The 16,554-nt window shown below is 49.2% G+C and carries 15 protein-coding genes and 1 tRNA gene; 8 read left to right on the plus strand and 8 right to left on the minus strand.

The window, feature by feature from the left end:
- The first annotated feature begins 11 nt into the window (after positions 1 to 11).
- Together porV and HWI92_RS16540 are read left to right on the plus strand one after the other, a co-directional pair.
- Positions 12 to 1,163: a type IX secretion system outer membrane channel protein PorV gene (gene porV / locus HWI92_RS16535; RefSeq protein WP_204657318.1), complete on the plus strand. Its 1,152-nt coding sequence runs from the start codon at positions 12 to 14 to the stop codon at positions 1,161 to 1,163.
- 78 nt (positions 1,164 to 1,241) lie between these two features.
- A complete protein-coding gene (locus tag HWI92_RS16540) occupies positions 1,242 to 2,522 on the plus strand; it encodes a M16 family metallopeptidase (protein WP_204657320.1) in 1,281 nt (426 codons plus the stop codon).
- On the opposite strand, the gene HWI92_RS16545 is transcribed toward HWI92_RS16540, so the two are convergent.
- The gene (locus HWI92_RS16545) at positions 2,523 to 3,848 is read right to left on the minus strand and encodes a cryptochrome/photolyase family protein (RefSeq protein WP_204657322.1); all 1,326 of its coding nucleotides are present in this window, start codon (positions 3,846 to 3,848) and stop codon (positions 2,523 to 2,525) included.
- Positions 3,849 to 4,000: 152 nt separating this feature from the next.
- On the opposite strand from HWI92_RS16545, the gene HWI92_RS16550 reads away from it, so the two are divergent.
- The gene (locus HWI92_RS16550) at positions 4,001 to 4,858 is read left to right on the plus strand and encodes a 3-keto-disaccharide hydrolase (RefSeq protein WP_204657324.1); all 858 of its coding nucleotides are present in this window, start codon (positions 4,001 to 4,003) and stop codon (positions 4,856 to 4,858) included.
- Here the strand turns inward: HWI92_RS16550 and murA are convergent, their stop codons facing one another.
- From murA to asnS, 5 genes are all read right to left on the minus strand, one after another.
- The gene (murA, locus tag HWI92_RS16555; RefSeq protein WP_204657326.1) at positions 4,859 to 6,166 is read right to left on the minus strand and encodes a UDP-N-acetylglucosamine 1-carboxyvinyltransferase; all 1,308 of its coding nucleotides are present in this window, start codon (positions 6,164 to 6,166) and stop codon (positions 4,859 to 4,861) included.
- A 44-nt stretch (positions 6,167 to 6,210) separates the two neighbouring features.
- On the minus strand, positions 6,211 to 6,951 hold the full coding sequence (locus HWI92_RS16560) for a DUF4290 domain-containing protein (protein ID WP_204657328.1): 741 nt from the start codon (positions 6,949 to 6,951) through the stop codon (positions 6,211 to 6,213).
- A gap of 65 nt (positions 6,952 to 7,016) precedes the next feature.
- Entirely contained in the window at positions 7,017 to 10,253 is a 3,237-nt protein-coding gene (porU2, locus tag HWI92_RS16565) for a putative type IX secretion system sortase PorU2 (RefSeq protein ID WP_204657330.1), read from the minus strand.
- A gap of 32 nt (positions 10,254 to 10,285) precedes the next feature.
- Positions 10,286 to 10,795, minus strand: a complete 510-nt coding sequence (locus HWI92_RS16570) for a dihydrofolate reductase (protein WP_262897673.1) — start codon at positions 10,793 to 10,795, stop codon at positions 10,286 to 10,288.
- A complete protein-coding gene (asnS, locus tag HWI92_RS16575) occupies positions 10,792 to 12,228 on the minus strand; it encodes an asparagine--tRNA ligase (protein WP_204657334.1) in 1,437 nt (478 codons plus the stop codon). Before asnS ends, HWI92_RS16570 begins: the two co-directional genes overlap by 4 nt.
- A 184-nt stretch (positions 12,229 to 12,412) precedes the next feature.
- Here asnS and HWI92_RS16580 point away from each other — a divergent pair, with 184 nt between their 5' ends.
- The 4 genes from HWI92_RS16580 to HWI92_RS16595 all read left to right on the plus strand — a co-directional run bounded on the left by HWI92_RS16580 (position 12,413) and on the right by HWI92_RS16595 (position 14,238).
- Positions 12,413 to 13,051 carry a hypothetical protein gene (locus tag HWI92_RS16580; protein ID WP_204657336.1) on the plus strand — a complete coding sequence of 213 codons (639 nt, stop codon included), beginning with the start codon at positions 12,413 to 12,415 and terminating at the stop codon, positions 13,049 to 13,051.
- 64 nt (positions 13,052 to 13,115) lie between these two features.
- A tRNA-Arg gene (locus HWI92_RS16585) sits at positions 13,116 to 13,189 on the plus strand.
- Positions 13,190 to 13,516: 327 nt separating this feature from the next.
- Positions 13,517 to 13,915, plus strand: coding sequence for a hypothetical protein (locus HWI92_RS16590; protein WP_204657338.1), 399 nt, complete (start codon positions 13,517 to 13,519; stop codon positions 13,913 to 13,915).
- Positions 13,916 to 13,917: 2 nt separating this feature from the next.
- Positions 13,918 to 14,238, plus strand: coding sequence for a hypothetical protein (locus HWI92_RS16595; protein WP_204657339.1), 321 nt, complete (start codon positions 13,918 to 13,920; stop codon positions 14,236 to 14,238).
- Between the two features lie 53 nt (positions 14,239 to 14,291).
- Here the strand turns inward: HWI92_RS16595 and HWI92_RS16600 are convergent, their stop codons facing one another.
- Positions 14,292 to 14,708, minus strand: coding sequence for a helix-turn-helix domain-containing protein (locus HWI92_RS16600; protein WP_204657340.1), 417 nt, complete (start codon positions 14,706 to 14,708; stop codon positions 14,292 to 14,294).
- A 165-nt stretch (positions 14,709 to 14,873) separates the two neighbouring features.
- Here HWI92_RS16600 and HWI92_RS16605 point away from each other — a divergent pair, with 165 nt between their 5' ends.
- Positions 14,874 to 15,698 (plus strand): HAEPLYID family protein, encoded by an 825-nt coding sequence (locus tag HWI92_RS16605; protein ID WP_204657341.1) that lies wholly within the window; start codon positions 14,874 to 14,876, stop codon positions 15,696 to 15,698.
- Positions 15,699 to 15,710: 12 nt separating this feature from the next.
- On the opposite strand, the gene HWI92_RS16610 is transcribed toward HWI92_RS16605, so the two are convergent.
- Positions 15,711 to 16,430, minus strand: coding sequence for a GAF domain-containing protein (locus HWI92_RS16610; RefSeq protein WP_204657342.1), 720 nt, complete (start codon positions 16,428 to 16,430; stop codon positions 15,711 to 15,713).
- Positions 16,431 to 16,554: the final 124 nt, after the last annotated feature.

The following is a 16,554-nucleotide window of genomic DNA, read 5'->3' on the forward strand; positions in this document are numbered from 1 at the left end:
ATCCAACTTCTATGAAACTTACTTTTGTCACATTATCCTCTTTATTCGTTCTCACACTGGGCACCGTTAAGGCTCAGGACACACTCAGGAGAATTCCCGCATCACCACTATCATTCCTGACTTTTGCGCCCGACGCCAGGAGTGCTGCCTTAGGAGAAGCCGGCGTAGCATTAAGCCCTGATGCCAACTCTACCTACTGGAATGCTGCAAAGCTGCCTTACAATACCAAAGATTTTGGTGTTTCTGCATCGTACACTCCCTGGCTGAGAAACCTCGTAGACGATATGTGGCTGGGTTACCTGACAGCCTACAAAAAACTGGGTACCAACCAGGCTGTCGCATTGTCCGTCAACTACTTCAACAATGGAGAGCTTGACCTTCGTACTTCAACCGGAGCTCAAAACGGATACTTTACCTCACGCGAACTTGCTATCAATGGTACTTACTCCCGTCAGCTCGGCCGGAACTTTTCGATGGCTCTGACTTTGAAATATATCTCGTCCAATCTTGCAGGAACTGCAGTAATTGGCAATGTTTCGCTGAATCCGGCCCGGGTAGCGGCTGGTGACATCAGCGCCTACTATCGCAATGTGATCAAAAACGAAGATACGGGCAGTGAATTTACCTGGTCTCTGGGAGCAGTGCTTTCCAATCTGGGAGGTAAAATCAACTATGGTTCCGGAACTGATACTGAAAACTTTATTCCTACTACATTCAAGCTGGGCGGCGGACTGTCCTTTACCGCAGACGGCCGCAATCGTTTCAACTTTATTGTGGATGCTACCAAGCTGATGGTACCTACTCCTGATGGTACGGACATTAACGCCCGCCCACTGCTGAAAGGCGTCTTCGGATCATTCTCTGATGCGCCCGATGGTTTCAAAGAGGAGATGCAGGAAGTGGCCATCTCTACCGGTCTTGAGTACTGGTACAATGATATCTTTGCATTACGCGGTGGTTACTATGGCGAAAACAAAAACAAGGGTGACCGCAAATTCTTTACAGCAGGTGCGGGTATCAAGTTTGCACAAAAATATGCCATTGATTTTGCATACCTTTTTCCTGTAAAACAAGGAAGTCCGCTGGCACAAACACTTCGCATTACGCTCGCCCTAGGGCTGAACAAGGCCGAAAAGCTTGATGTAGGCGACGAAGAAAACTAGCAGAAAGAACAATAAGATTTCTCGAAACGAATGGCGTTATTGCAACGTCATTCGTTTTTTATTTTAGCAAAATTTCAAATGCCTCTCGACCGTACCGTTGCTCCTGATTTCAAAGTTATCAATACCGTAAGTCTGCCTGAACCCCAAAGCTATATACTTGATAATGGCATTGCACTGCACGTGATCAACATCGGCGAGCAGCCTGTAATCCGGCTTGAATGTATTTTCGAGGCTGGTACATGGCATGAGCAACGATCAGGTGCATCGTACTTTGCGATCAAAATGCTGCCGGAAGGGACGCGCTCAAAAACGAGCACCGCCATCCACGAAGCATTTGACAAGCTCGGGGCATTTACAGAAATGAGCCACAATTCCGATCGTATAGCGATTGTCGTGTACTGCCTCTCCCGGTTTCTGCCTGAGGTACTTGCATTGGTCAGCGAGCTGATTGGCGAAGCAACTTTCCCAGACAAAGAACTTGAAGAGCTGAAAAATATTACCGTCCAGAATCTGCGTGTAAGCAAGGAGAAGACGGCCTATCTTGCTACTACAGAGTTTAGGGCACAGCTTTTCGGAAGTTTGCACCCCTACGGAAAAAGCCAGGATGAGGCGGAGATAATAGCACTGCCTTCGGAAGATATCATAGCGCATTACGACCGGTTTATCAAAAATGGCAAATTCACCGTCGTGCTGGCAGGCCAGATCGATGACTCTCACATTGGTCACATTCAGAACTTCTTTGGCAAAAACCAGATCGTAGCACCCACCGGCCAGATTATCCACTCACTGGCTTCATCCCACCCAACCGAAGAAATGGTGATTGACCGTCTGGAAAGTGTACAGTCGTCTATCAGAATGGGGAAACGCCTTTTTAACAGGCATCATGCGGATTATTTTAAAATGCTTGTGACCAATGAAATCCTTGGAGGTTACTTTGGGTCAAGGCTGATGAAAAACATTCGCGAAGAAAAAGGACTGACCTACGGCATCTCGTCCCATGTGGCAACACTGAGGAATGCAGGGTACTTCATGATCGGAACGGATGTAAAAAAGGAATTCACCCAGCAAACGATCGACGAGATCAAAAAGGAAATATACCGGCTTCAAACCGAGGTCATCAGTGAAGAGGAGCTATCGGTTGTGAAAAACTTTATGGCCGGTGAATTTGCGGGCTCACTCAATACAGCGTTTGAAGTAGCCGACCGTCAGAAAACCCTGATCCTAGACAAGCTGCCTACTGATTTTTTCATGAATTATATCAGTCGCATCCATGCGACCACCAGTACGGATGTCATGGAAATGGCGCACAAATACCTGCGCCCGGACGAGATGACGATTGTGATTGCCGGCGGCAAATAATTATTTTTTGTCTGTATCCAATGCTCTCTTGTAAGCTGCAAGGCAACGGTCCCGGGCTTCCTTGTGATCAACAATGGGCTCGGGGTACGCACTTGTACCAAACTCGGGAACCCACCTTTTGATATATTCCATATTCGGGTCAAACCTCTTCTGCTGGGCATCCGGGCTGAAAATCCTGAAATAAGGCGCGGCATCATTGCCTGAGCCCACACTCCATTGCCAGCCGCCATTGTTGGCAGCCATGTCATAGTCGAGCAATTTTTCAGCAAAGTATGCCTCCCCCAGCCGCCAGTCGATCAGCAGGTGCTTGGACAGAAAGCTGGCTGTCAACATCCTGAGACGGTTATGCATAAAGCCGATTGCATTGAGCTGACGCATGCCGGCATCTACCATCGGATATCCTGTCTGCCCGTCGCACCATTTTTTAAATAGCTCCTGATCATAGCTCCACCTGATGTGATCAAAGGCCGGCTTGAACGATTTGCCTCTGCCTACATGCGGGAAGTTCCACAGAACTTGCTGGTAAAACTCCCGCCAGATCAGCTCATTCAGGTAAGTAGGACTGAGTTGCTGCGCTTCACGTGCAAGCTTCCTAATGCTGATCGTCCCGAAACGCAGGTGCAATCCCAGCCTGCTCGTCGCATCTTTGGCCGGAAAGTCACGGTTTTCCGCGTAGTGTTCGACCTTCTCGTCGGGTGTTTGGCGCGAGGGAAATTCCAAATCTGACTTCTCGAATCCCATGGATTTCAGACTGGGTATACTACTACTTTTCCAGTGCAGGAAGTTGCCGAAATACTTTTTGTTGGGATAGGAAGAGAGGTAAAAATCATTCAGCTTCTCTTTCCAGGCGCGACTGTAAGGTGTGTAGACGGTATAAACCGTATTCTGGCCCGTCATTACTTCCTTTTTCTCAAAAATGACCTGATCCTTGTAAGCTTTCAGCGTAGCGCCGCTGCTTTCCAGGATCTTGCCAACTTTTGTGTCGCGTTCAATTGCATATGGCTCGTAATCACTGTTGGTATATGCCTCCGCAATGTCCAGGGTTGCAGCCAGCCTTTCCCAGATCTCTTCCGGCTTTCCATATTCCACCATAATATCCGCCCCAAGCTCCTGCAACTGGCTTTGAATGGACTCGATTTCCTGATAGATAAAGGTTAACCGGGGATCATTTGCAGACAGATCATCAAGAATGATTTTATCAAAAATAAACAGCGGCACAACGGGATAGCCGGATTTGAGTGCGTGATAAAGTCCTGCGTTATCATGCAGCCGCAGGTCACGGCGAAACCAGAAGATGCTTACTTTTTTCTTCGTTTTCAAGCTCATAGAGAAATTGGAACAACCTTGTTACAAACGCCAGCCCGGAAATCAGTGCGCCAATCGTATATTTACCCGGCCGCGCTGCTGTAAACGTATAGTAATATAATGCCAGGTACCGGCCTTCATCATTATCTGTTTCTGTTTAATTGATCCATTCAATGAAAATTCTTTTCACAATTCTGCTGAGCCTGATCTGTGCAGGCGCTTTTGCACAAAAAAATACAGACAAACAAGAGTGGAAGCAGCTCTTCAATGGTAAAAACCTGGATGGCTGGGATATTAAGATCCGTGGCTACGCACTGAATGATAATTATAACAATACGTTCAGGATCGAGGATGGGAAAATGGTGGTACGTTACGACCAATATGATGATTTTAAACAAAAATATGGTCATATCTTCTACAAAGGGGATTTTTCCTATTACCGGATTGCTGTGGAATACCGGTTTGTAGGTGAGCAGGCGCCCAAAGGTGAAGGCTGGGCATGGCGCAACAGTGGTGTCATGGTTCATGGGCAACCCGCTTCAACCATGGGCAAAGACCAGGATTTCCCGGCATCCATTGAAGTACAGTTGCTGGGCGGCAATGGTAAAGAACGCACTACCTGCAACCTGTGTACGCCCGGTACCAACGTGGTGATCGATGGCAAGCTGGTTACGCAGCATTGTGTAAATTCAAAATCAAAAACCTACAATGGAGACCAGTGGGTACGCGCCGAAGTACTGGTTCTTGGCGACTCGCTGATCCAGCATTATGCCAATGGAGAAATGGTGCTGGAATATAACAAACCTCAGCTTGGCGGCGGGAACGTGAGTGGAAATGATCCTTCCCTGATGGTTGACGGCAAACTGCTCGATCACGGATCGATATCGCTGCAAAGTGAAAGCCACCCTGTCGAGTTCAGGAAAGTAGAGCTCCTGAACCTGAAAGGATGTATGGACCCGAAAGCTGCCAATTATAAGTCGTACTACGTAAAAGCAGATAACAGCTTGTGCAGCTACGGTAAAAAGAAGTAGTTACAAGCGAACAATTTCAGCGCCTATGGCATTGAGGCGTGTGTCGATATGCTGATAACCCCGGTCAATCTGCTCGATGTTATCGATTATACTCACGCCTCTTGCCGACATGGCTGCAATCAGCAGCGCCACTCCGGCACGAATATCGGGTGAAGTCATACGAATGCCGCGCAGCTGTGTTTCGCGGTTATGACCAATAACAGTAGCCCGGTGCGGATCACAAAGGATGATCTGCGCTCCCATTTCGATCAGTTTATCTACAAAAAACAGGCGGCTTTCAAACATTTTCTGGTGTACCAGCACAGTACCCTGCGCCTGAGTGGCGGTTACCAGGATAATGCTCAGCAAATCGGGTGTAAAGCCCGGCCAGGGTGCATCAGCGACAGAAAGTGTAGAGCCGTCGAGATAATTTTCAATGCGGTAATGCTCCTGTGACGGAATGTAAATGTCGTCGCCGCGGAACTCCATCTCAATTCCCAGTCTCTTAAAAACATCAGGAATAATGCCAAGTTGCGGTATCTGGCAGTTTTTGATCGTTATTTCCGACTTTGTCATGGCAGCCAGCCCGATAAAACTGCCGATCTCAATCATGTCGGGAAGCATGGTGTGCTCGGTACCATGCAGCTGGGTAACTCCTTCAACGGTCAGCAGATTGGATGCAATACCTGATATTTTCGCCCCCATCCTGTTCAACATCTTACAAAGCTGCTGCAAATACGGCTCACAGGCTGCATTGTAGATCGTGGTGGTTCCCTCGGCCATCACCGCGGCCATCAGAACGTTGGCAGTTCCGGTTACGGATGCCTCGTCCAGAAGCATATAGGTACCCCTCAGATTCGCTGCATCAACACGGTAAAAACCGCCATCCTCCTCATCATAGCTGAATGCCGCACCAAGTTTTTCAAAACCCAGAAAATGCGTGTCCAACCTCCTGCGTCCAATTTTATCACCACCGGGTCGCGGAATACGGCCTTTTCTGAAACGGGCCAGCATAGGTCCGAGCAACATGACGGAGCCACGCAATGCAGCTGCCTTTTGCCGGAAAGAATCGGATTCGAGGTAATCAAGGTTAATATCATCGGCCTCAAAGCGGATTGACGATTCGCTGAGGCGGGTGCGGCGGACACCCAGATCGCCCAGGAGATTAATCAGCTGGTTGACGTCACGGATGTCGGGAATATTATGAATCGTTACCGGCTCTTTGGTCAGCAGTACAGCACAGATGATCTGTAATGCTTCGTTTTTGGCACCTTGCGGCACAATTTCGCCTTTCAGACGTCTGTCTCCGGTAATTTTAAATGAAGCCATATTTGAATGCAGTGGGCAGTAGACTGGATAAAATTAAACCTGGATCAGTTTCCAGGTTTCTTGCGGTTTCGGTTGTTATTATTATTGTTGTTGTTATTGTTCCGGCCTGAAAACTTGTTGTTCTGCCGGTTGCGGTTGGCATTGCCCTGGTTGTTGTTACCGCCCTGCCTGTCGGTATTGTGGCCGGCCTGTGCCTTAAAGTTTCCGCCCTGCATATTATTTCCGCGGCCACGTTCCTGGCTCCCTCCGTTGTTCCGGTCTTTGGGAGCAGCCTCAACAGGCCCGTTAGTACGAATGTACTCGATTTCTTCGGTAAGCTGCCCTTTGCTGAGTTGTTCCAGCTGTCCGAGCAGTACGTTATCTTCGGGGTTATCCTTGTTCCAGGTGCTGAAAAATGACCGCATCAGCCGGAATATGTAGGAAACAAATGCCAGCCTGTCTTCCTGGTTCTCAGTTTGAACCGCTTTTTCCAACAGCAGGTCTATATTCCGGCCATAGTGCCTGTACATCAAATTCTGCTGGTTGTAGCCCACTTTGAGCGGCTTTTTTCCCAGTGCCTCCGCAGAGGGTGGCGGGAATGGACTGTCCACGTCAAGCTGAAAACCGGAAATAATGTACAGGTCGTCCCAGAGCTTATTGGTATAGTCCTGGTTGTCCCTCATGTTTGGATGTATCTGCCGCATGAGCTCCACAAGGATGTGCGCATATAGATTGCGTTTCGCCTTATCCTCCATCTTCACGATGTGCTCGGCCAATTTCTGTACGTTACTGCCGTATTCTTTCAAGGGATTGAATTTTAATCATGAACAAAAATAACAAGAATTTACGTAAACCAAAGGCGGCTATTCCCTTACCCGGTCCATAACAACCGCCCGGTCATCATTCGTGCTGCATCAGGAGTGACACGCAGCAACTTCGGATTACAATCCATACGGTACAGCAAAGTACCCGCAGGGGCCAGTCCCGGATCCCAGAAACATTCATTCCGCCCGTTTTGAAGCTTCAAAAAAAGCGAAGCAACCGTATGTCCTTTTAAGTCGGTAACAACGATATGTAAATCCGCGGGATGTGTAAGACCACTGCATTGGACTACAAACCTGTACCAGCTGGCAGAAGGATTGGGCGAAACCTCGATAAGCCTAATTTCAGCAATTTCACCTACTTCGAAAAGAACATGGTACGGTGCCGCAAAGTTGTAGCTGCCATCCCGCACATCTGCAAGCAGCTCGTACGTTCCGGGAGGCAGCGGACTTTCAGGCGATAGTTTAATGTTCAGGTTTTTGTCCGACAAAGTGGTCAGAACCGATGTTTTCATCGGAATGCTGCTCCATTCGCACCCTGTACATTGCCGCCTCAGCCATACCGACAAGCAGGAAGTATCTGTCGGCAAGGTCCGGTCGTCTGTCAATGTAAAGGAAAATACAGGCATACTGGCTGCAAAATCATGATTGGCCAGCCTCCTGTCATCTATCAGAACGTCCAGTACAGGCGCAATCCGGTCTTCTCCGGTATCTGTATGTAATTTATCTGCTGTTTTTACAACGATTTTATTGTTTGTCTCCTCCTCTTCGGCCAGCAAGCTGTCCGGATCAATCGTGATTTCCCAGGTTTCAATGCTTGTCAGCCTGCTGCCGGAAGGAATCAGCATCCGGACACTGTCTGTAATTGGCATAGCTGTAAATGGAGCCCGGAAAGTCTCCCGCGTCTGCTGCCTCCTTACTTCCAGTATGCCCTTTTCGTGCCGGTACCTTCCGTCATTGCGTATTTGCACAAGCAGGCTGATGCTGTCTTTCTTTTCCAGTACCTGTGCGGAAACAGGCACATAGTCGGGTAGCCTGGCAGGAAAAATACGGATCGCAGGATCTCCGTGGAGGAGCATTTGCTGCATTGTGATTTGATCAAAAATATCGGAATTGCGCGCCTGATTACGGATCATCGCCTCCCGCAGTATCACTCCGAAAGGCTCGCTGGTAAAAAGCGGATCAGCCAGTACCTCGTAAATACATTTTGTGTAACGCATCAGGCTGTGGGCCGTACCATTAAACGTATGTGCCAGAAAAAGCACAGCTCCTGAGCCCGGCGCAAAAATCCAGTGCTGGCTCAATGTATGATCCGAATGAAATATACTGCCTGCCGCACAACCATTCACGATCACGGCTGGGTAGCGGGGGTGATTGGCATACTTTGCTCCCGGGGCACCAGCCAGGCCAATATCAAAATCGGTGACGTCCAATCCCGAATGTCCGAAGTAGGTAAGCAGGGATACGCCCCTGTTTACAGGATCAAATGCACCTGCCGGCTCAGTATAGCTCATCGTTTGTTTTGCCATATGCTGAACTGCCGCACCAGCCGGCGACAATCCGATATTCCAGCTCAGCGTATCCATAAACTCCCTGAATGCCCTGAGCTCTTCCGGAGAGCGGCCCCCGCTGAGATGGAGTACGTTTTTGCGCCACTCAGCATTGCTGGCCTGAGCTTCCATGGCCTTCACTTTTTGCAGATAATCCCATACCTGCTGAGGACTGACAGCATTGAGCCGGCCTACGGGTACCAGCGGCTGGCCATCGCCATTTTCTACCAATAGCCAGTCGGAACCGGGCCAGCCTGCATTGGGCACCATATTGAGCTGGCTGGCCTCCGGGGATTTACGCGCTGTCTGAGGATCTGTGGCATGCCCGATCAGGAAAACAAACTTTAACTTACCTCCTTCCTGAAACCACCGGACCATTTTCCGGATCCCCGCCGGTCCCGGATCACCTGCATTGAACGTATTGTACACATCTTCAATGGAAACAATGCAAGGCCGGTAGCTTCCACCCGCTGCGGAGGCACGGTACCCGGCATAGGCAAGCACCGGGTCCTGGTTCTCCCCCAGCCTCCTGAGCAAAGGATGCGTGATGATCAGGTAATCCGTATGATCACGATCCCAGGAGGAAAAATTAACTAGCGCGGATTTAGGAATTGGTCGGTAGCTGCGTACCGCTACAATTGGCCCTTTGCCCGCAGGAATATTACCGCCGGCAGGCAGCAGCCGCCTGGGTGCCAATGGATTGGTACAATCAAAATAGGCTTGTTCTTCACCCGATATTTTCAATGCATGATAACCAGGGGGCGGAAAAATTGCCTGCTGTGATGTTGTATCACCCGGTGTTGAATGCTGCGGGTACTGCACTTTGAGCCAGGAAACCGACAAGCTGCCTGTACTTTGAACAGGAATAATGGTGAGACAAACCTGAGTGGAACCGGTAAGATCCTCAGCATTAAGGGAGAAGACCGTTTGCTTTGTTTCAAAATCAAAAAGCTCTGCCAACCCTAGTTTTCGTTTTTTATGGATCCCCTTTCCAGACCAGACTTCCACCCGGTGCATGCCCGGGGAGCGACCTGTAAGGCACAATGTTACCGTAGCTTCATCAAACCTCTCGATAGTGGGATGCTGCAAATCTGCCGATAGTTCGTGCATTTGGCCCGGCATGATCTCCTGGCCTGTCCAGCCTTCTCCATGGTCATATCCCGACAAGGCTGAGCCATTTTCAAAATTGGAACCCGGCGGGTAAAATGGGCCGGGAGCATAGTAACTGGTGTAAAGCTGCAATGTCTCTGCGAGATAATAACCGGCTGTATGATGCATGGCTACAACATCCGCAGTATCCATCCGCAATCCGGCGGGGCCATCCCAAGTCAGGAAATAGGCCGCAGTGTCTGTGAAGAGGCTGTAATGCACATTCGGTATAGCGGAAGGAGCCGCATAGAGCCAAGAGTCAGCAGCACCGTCATTTTTTTGACCGTAAAAAATAAGGTACCCGGTAGAATCCAGGAGCCCGGAAGGAGCAGCGTGGACTTCTATCGCAACTTCCCGGCCGCGCCGGTACATCCGGAATGTACCGGCCGGCACCGTAGCCGCGGGTACGCCTGCTTCCGCAAGCGCTGCGGCTGAAATCCGGTACATTCCGTCGCTGACAACCGGAATGCGCAGGTAAGTCCGGGCAGTATCAATCCATTCGTTTCCTGCCAACTGTTGCGCCGCCGACGCATTGAAGAAAGAAATGCCGATGTAAAAAAGTAGTGTGCGTGCGAAAAAACCTCTCATAAGCTGCATGAATGCAGCCGAAAGGCTTTGGGCTACTTTCCCGATCTACGAACGTAGAGGTTCATGGAAAAAGCGTACGCATGGGCCTCATCAACACCATGGTACTCAGAACTTATCAATTCCCAGTCTGCCTCGTGAATAGCGGGAAAGAACGCATCGCCTTCGAGCTGCGCGTGAACAATGGTTAGGTAAAGCCGGTGGGCCAGCGGCAGCATTTCCTGGAAAACGGTGGCACCTCCCAGTATAAAGACTTCCTCTTCGCCGGAAAGTAACGCAAGTGCCGTGGGAATATTCAGGGCGTATTCGATACCGGACTGTGGATTGTCCGGCTTTTTGGAAGATATGATGATATTGCGGTAGGAAGAATGCAGGGCATCGGGCGCTTCAAAACTTTTGCGGCCCATCACGAAGGGCCTGCCCTCGGTGACACTGCGGAAATGTGCCCACTCGTCGGGCAAATGCCAGGGTAACCGGTTCTGGATGCCGATTACCCTGTTCTCGCTCATTGCCGCAATCAGATTTATTTGCGTGGTAATGGTCAAAATTCTGCGCTTTTTGGATAGCGTGGGAAAGGGATTACATCCCGGATGTTACCCATACCGGTCACAAACAATACAAGGCGCTCAAAGCCAAGCCCGAAGCCGGAATGCGGCGCCGTACCAAACTGGCGGGTTTCAAGGTACCACCAGAGGTTTTGCGGATCAATACCAACCTCGTGTACGCGTCCCAGCAACTTTTCGTAGCTGTCTTCGCGCTGGCTGCCGCCGATAATTTCTCCAATCCCGGGAAAAAGTACGTCCATCGCGCGAACGGTTTTGCCATCTTCGTCCTGCTTCATGTAAAACGACTTGATTTCCTTGGGATAGTTGGTCAGGATGACGGGTTTTTTAAAATGTTTTTCAACGAGGTAGCGCTCGTGCTCGCTGGAAAGATCAATTCCCCAACCCACCGGAAACTGGAATTTTTTCTCTTTATGCGGCTTCGATTTAAGCAGGATCTCAATGGCCTCCGTGTAGGTAAGCCTTTCGAAAGGATTATCGACCACAAAGCTGAGCTTTTCGAGGAGCGGGATAGAACGTTCGTTCTGAGGCTTGCCTTTCTCTTCTTCCGCCAGGCGGTTTTGTAAAAAATGAAGATCATCCTTGCAATGTACCAGCGCGTGGCTGATCACTTTCTTGATAAAATCCTCCGCCAGGTTCATGTTGTCTTCCAGCTCGAAGAATGCCATTTCTGGCTCAATCATCCAGAATTCGGCCAGGTGGCGCGTTGTATTGGAGTTCTCGGCCCGGAAGGTCGGCCCGAAGGTATAAATCTTGGACAGAGCCAGTGCACCCAGCTCGCCTTCCAGCTGACCCGAAACTGTCAGGTTTGCCTCGCGCCCAAAAAAGTCTTCCTTGAAATTGATCTTGCCCTCGTCCGTGCGCGGCAGCTTATCCAGGTCGAGGGTGGTCACGCGGAACATCTCACCCGCACCTTCTGCATCAGAAGCGGTAATGATGGGTGTATGCAGATAGAAAAATCCGTTGTCATTGAAATACTGGTGTACCGCAAATGCCAGCGCATGGCGAATGCGCAGGATAGCGCTGAATGTGTTCGTACGGGGCCGCAAATGCGCAATTTCACGCAAAAATTCGAGGGAGTGCTTTTTAGGCTGAAGAGGATACTTATCGGGATCCGCAACACCATAGATCTCAATGTCGGTGATCCTGACTTCTGCCGCCTGCCCCGAACCTTGCGACTCGATCAGCTGGCCCGTAACTTTAAGACAGGCGCCGGTAGTGATAGCCGCAAGCAGCTCAGCGGAAAACTGGCCCGGCTCGGCCACTGCCTGGATATTATGAATGGTAGAGCCGTCGTTGAGGGCAATGAAAATGGCATTTTTACTTTCGCGCTTGGTCCTGACCCAGCCTTTGAGGGTAACAGTTTGTTGTTCAGGAGCGGTCTGAAGTAATTCTTTGATCTGCAACGGTCCCATTTTAATGTCAATCTTTAATTGCGAATAAATAGCCCCACTGGCGGGATTGAGGCGCAAAATTACAAATTAGACTACGAAAACCTACCGGTACAGCCAGTTACTTGACCCTGGTCCACCCTTTGGACAACGTGGTTTTTGAATTTACTTTTGTCTGTCAAAATCTGCCTTTAACAAGAATATCATTTTGAATAACCGCCTCGCGATCACCCTTTCAGTAGTTTTCCACCCTTTGCTACTGACCACCTACTTGTTTTTGCTGCTCTTTTTTGTGACGCCGGACCTGCTGGGTGTAAATGCATTTGAACTGACAGGCATGAGCAGTTTACTGCTGCTGATTTTTGTAAATACCTTCGTTGTGCCGGCGGTGACGATATTTTATATGCATAAAGCGAGGATAATCAGCAGTCTGCAGGTAGATAATCTGGCCGAGCGGCGCTTGCCGTACCTGATGTGCGTACTGGTTTATGCCCTGGCCACCTACCTGTTTGGCTGGAAACTCGAACCGATCGCAGAACTCGCCCCTAAAATAGCAGTGATCCTGGGCAGTGTAACAGTGTCACTTTTTGTAGTATTTGCGATCAGCCTGACGTGGAAAGTGAGTGCCCATGCGACCGGGATCGGCGGGGCGATAGCCATGCTCTCGGGGATGATAATCCGGTTCAACGAGACAGCCCTGCTGCCGTCCCTGCTTGCTACCATCCTGATCGGAGGCTGTGTGCTGAGTGCCCGCCTGCAACTCAATGCCCATAATTCCGGGCAAATACTGGCTGGTTTTCTGTGTGGCGCGGCGGTCAGCTCGGCTACGGTTTATTTTTTCTTTTGAAAAAACAGGCAATGATTTGCTTCAAATAAATTCTTACATATCTTTGCACTCCCATTCGGGAATTGGTTGCGTAGCTCAATTGGATAGAGCACCTGACTACGGATCAGGAGGTTTGGGGTTCGAATCCCTACGTGACCACAAGTAAGGCGCCTTTCGTGAGATGGGCGCTTTTTTTATGCCTAATTCAATCAGGCTGAGTACCTGAGTCGTGCGCGACCGCGGTACGGATCAGGAGGTTTGGGCCGGCGGCCGGTGCCGCGGGCCTCCGGGCGGTTCGAATCCCTACGTGACCACAAGCAAGGCGCCTTTCGTGAGATGGGCGCTTTTTTTATGCCGCAGGATAAACGCCTGGGCGGACATTTAAGTAAGCCTCTGTGAAAACTTTACTTTATGCATAATACAACCAACGTTCAAAAAGTAAATCTGAAAATAAAACTATGTACAGAATAGCTTCGTGGCGTTGTTATGAACAATACTTATCTGAAAAGGCATCGTGAGAATCTTTTAGCCGCAGAATTCCTGTTGACCGGCCCGGGGCACTTTTGCAGTAGCATACATTGTTCGTACTATGCTGTTTTCCAGCTTATTCTTCATATTCACAAAACCGAAAATACGTACATTTACCGTGATAGAGACAAGCTGGACCGGCAAGGCTCACATGACCGGATGATCAATGAAACCTTTGAAATGATCGAGTTACGGGATAAAGTCGGAGCCGGTAAGTTTATAAGGGAAATGCGGGCATTAAAGAAAAACCGTGTCACGGCGGATTATCAGGAAAATTACATGGATAAGGCCTGGGGCCAGGCTTCGTTTGGCCTTGCACGCAGTTTGACCACACTCTTACAAAACATATTTGAATGATTATGGCTACTTATTCAGATTCTCAGTCCCTGGTCATCGAGCTGATAGACGAACTTTATGCGGCTGATAATTCAATGTCGTTCCAATATGCGTTTGATGCACTATCAAATCAGCATATCATTGACGTTGCCCCTTCCCGGGTTTTTAAAGAAGCCGAATATATGCTGGCGGAAGTAAAAGCGACCAAGAAGTTCATTTCCAATTTTCCTGATGAGGGAATTCTTTTCGTAAGTAACGATCCCTATATAAAAGTTGAAAACCCGGTTTACAAAGTTGGTTCCAATGCGGATGGCCAGCTGCTATTTGCTGCACAAAACATTTAGTGATATTGTCAATGCGTTGGAGCTTAAAAGTGGCACTATATTTTCTTTGAAAGCTAAGGTTTTATTAACCTCTCCAACCGCCCCATCATCTCATCCTTCTCCTTCAGCATCCGCTCGTAAAGCGCAATTTTCTCTTCGTGAAGCTGAATAATTTTTTCGAGTGGATGTAAGTTAAATGTACCGAAGTTGAACGAGTTTTCAACTTTATCGAATGTATTTGAGATAATATTCACAGCTTGCTGCTCGTCAAAGTTTCTAATCGCCTCAGCAGGGATTTTCAGAATGGCCGCTACCTGCTCCAAAATACCGGATTCGATCTTTTCCTTTTGTTCGAGTAAAGAAACTTTTTGCTGGTTCCAGTCTTCGCCCAGCTCGAAGGCGAGGAATTCCTGCTTGATCCCCAGCATTTCGCGGAAGCGTTTCAGGTTCCGGCCTTCGTGGATCCTGGGGTTGGAGGTAGTATGTGTCATGCGGAAAGGTTTTTTGTTGAACCGACAATTTATATAAATGCCGCCAAAAGTTTCGAGGTAATTTACAGGCTTGCCGGTGTAAGCTACACGTTCCACCCAAACACCTCTTTCCCAATTGATTCCAGAATTGACCTTTAACATTGTATTAAAAAACAATTAAAAGGCATGAAAAACTTCATCATCACAACACTACTGATTACTTCCATCATGCTGCCAGCCCTGGCGCAGGTTGATTCTATCTCAAAACCAAAACCATTGAAAATTCGCCACGCGGAGCCGCTTTACATGGACCTGATCCGTGACCTGGGCGCCCGGAAGGGAGAAAAAGAATGGAACGTGGGATACGGCATTGAGGGCCACAAGGATTACACCGTCAACCATTCATTTGTCGAATACGAATTTTCACCCGTCAACCGGCTTGGTCTGGAAGTGGAGGTTCCCTTTGCTTTTTACCGCCCTGCCCAGCCGCAGGAAGGCGCTGCAATGCCGCGAAACCGCGTTGAGGGTCTGAAACTGGCTGCCCAGTATACTTTCCTGGTTTCTGATCAGCAGCAAATGTCGATGGCGGCGGGTTATATGCACGAATTTCGCGCGCATTCATTTTACTCCATCAATCGGGGCCGGGGAATGCTGAAAGGCAACTCGGTGAGCCCGTTTTTTATCGTTGCCAAAAAGTGGGGAGAGCGGATCAATACCATGATCTATACCGGCCCGGAATGGGAGTTTACGCCGGAAGAATCAAAACGGGAGTTGTTTTATCAGATCAATGCGAGCATGCATTATGTGCTTCCGGGTGGGCACTTTGTGGGCGTCGAGGTCAATGATGAATCTTCCGCGACAAGCAGTCACACTGTTATTCGCCCGCAAATGAAACTGGTACTGGCCTCTAACCTGGCGCTGGGCCTTGTCACCGGTATTCCTGCCAACTTCCGGGACAATGGTATGAGCTTTATGGCCAGGATTATCTTTGAGCCAAAACGGAAAAGGTAATCAGCTTTCCAGCTACTCCTGAACTTCCTTCTGAATCCGCTGAGTGGTTTCGAGGGCTACGTCAAGCTTTGCAGTCAGTGCGTCTTTTGTACGATCCTGAATGTTGCCGCTCATTGCTCTTGCGTCCATGAGTGCAGGATAAAGATTGTCGGAAATCAATCCCTGGATACACTCCCGCATGTCCTCCGTTTCCTGGTGGCGCAGCTCGAGTACCTTCTGCAAAACCTTCATCGAGCGTTGTACTTTCCTGTTCTCAATCAGGTTGACCACGTTTTTGGCCAGAATTTGCAATGCGCTAAGCTGCGTTTCTGACAGTGACTTTGGTGTGTGATCAATTACGCAAAGCGAGCCGAGCGCAAAACCATTGCTATCGATCAAAGGTGCGCCGGCATAAAAAATAACATGCGGATCACCCGTAACCAGCGGGTTATCCGCAAACCGGGCATCCTCCCGCGAATCGGGGACAACAAAAACCTGTGAGGGATTCAGTATCGTATGCGTACAAAAAGCAAAATCGCGCGGCGTTTCCCGGACAGAAAGTCCGTGATTGGATTTAAACCATTGTCTGGAATCGTCGATAAGACTGATCAGTGAAACCGGCGTCTGGCAGATCAGCGATGCGAGCGCTGTAATATCATCATATTCCTGTTCCGAGATCGAATCGAGTATTTCATATTCTTTAAGCGCCGCGATCCGATCCTGCTCTGCCGGCGTGTGTACGTTTTCTGACATGGAGTGTTTTCTAACAGTTCAAAGTTACGCAGAATAATACACGTGAGCAGGATCGTGACAAAGCATTGCTCTCAATCGCTGGATTGTATATGCCAATCCGCCAATACCGTGCTGCCGGAATAAC

This window comes from Dyadobacter sandarakinus (assembly GCF_016894445.1).
GTDB lineage: Bacteria > Bacteroidota > Bacteroidia > Cytophagales > Spirosomataceae > Dyadobacter > Dyadobacter sandarakinus.

Bases quoted from the DNA above. Each gene is read 5' to 3' on its own strand.
- porV (WP_204657318.1), top strand. From the start codon at position 12: ATGAAACTTACTTTTGTCACATTATCCTCTTTATTCGTTCTCACACTG.
- HWI92_RS16540 (WP_204657320.1), top strand. From the start codon at position 1,242: ATGCCTCTCGACCGTACCGTTGCTCCTGATTTCAAAGTTATCAATACC.
- HWI92_RS16545 (WP_204657322.1), bottom strand. From the start codon at position 3,848: ATGAGCTTGAAAACGAAGAAAAAAGTAAGCATCTTCTGGTTTCGCCGT.
- HWI92_RS16550 (WP_204657324.1), top strand. From the start codon at position 4,001: ATGAAAATTCTTTTCACAATTCTGCTGAGCCTGATCTGTGCAGGCGCT.
- murA (WP_204657326.1), bottom strand. From the start codon at position 6,166: ATGGCTTCATTTAAAATTACCGGAGACAGACGTCTGAAAGGCGAAATT.
- porU2 (WP_204657330.1), bottom strand. From the start codon at position 10,253: ATGAGAGGTTTTTTCGCACGCACACTACTTTTTTACATCGGCATTTCT.
- asnS (WP_204657334.1), bottom strand. From the start codon at position 12,228: ATGGGACCGTTGCAGATCAAAGAATTACTTCAGACCGCTCCTGAACAA.
- HWI92_RS16590 (WP_204657338.1), top strand. From the start codon at position 13,517: ATGAACAATACTTATCTGAAAAGGCATCGTGAGAATCTTTTAGCCGCA.
- HWI92_RS16595 (WP_204657339.1), top strand. From the start codon at position 13,918: ATGGCTACTTATTCAGATTCTCAGTCCCTGGTCATCGAGCTGATAGAC.
- HWI92_RS16600 (WP_204657340.1), bottom strand. From the start codon at position 14,708: ATGACACATACTACCTCCAACCCCAGGATCCACGAAGGCCGGAACCTG.
- HWI92_RS16605 (WP_204657341.1), top strand. From the start codon at position 14,874: ATGAAAAACTTCATCATCACAACACTACTGATTACTTCCATCATGCTG.
- HWI92_RS16610 (WP_204657342.1), bottom strand. From the start codon at position 16,430: ATGTCAGAAAACGTACACACGCCGGCAGAGCAGGATCGGATCGCGGCG.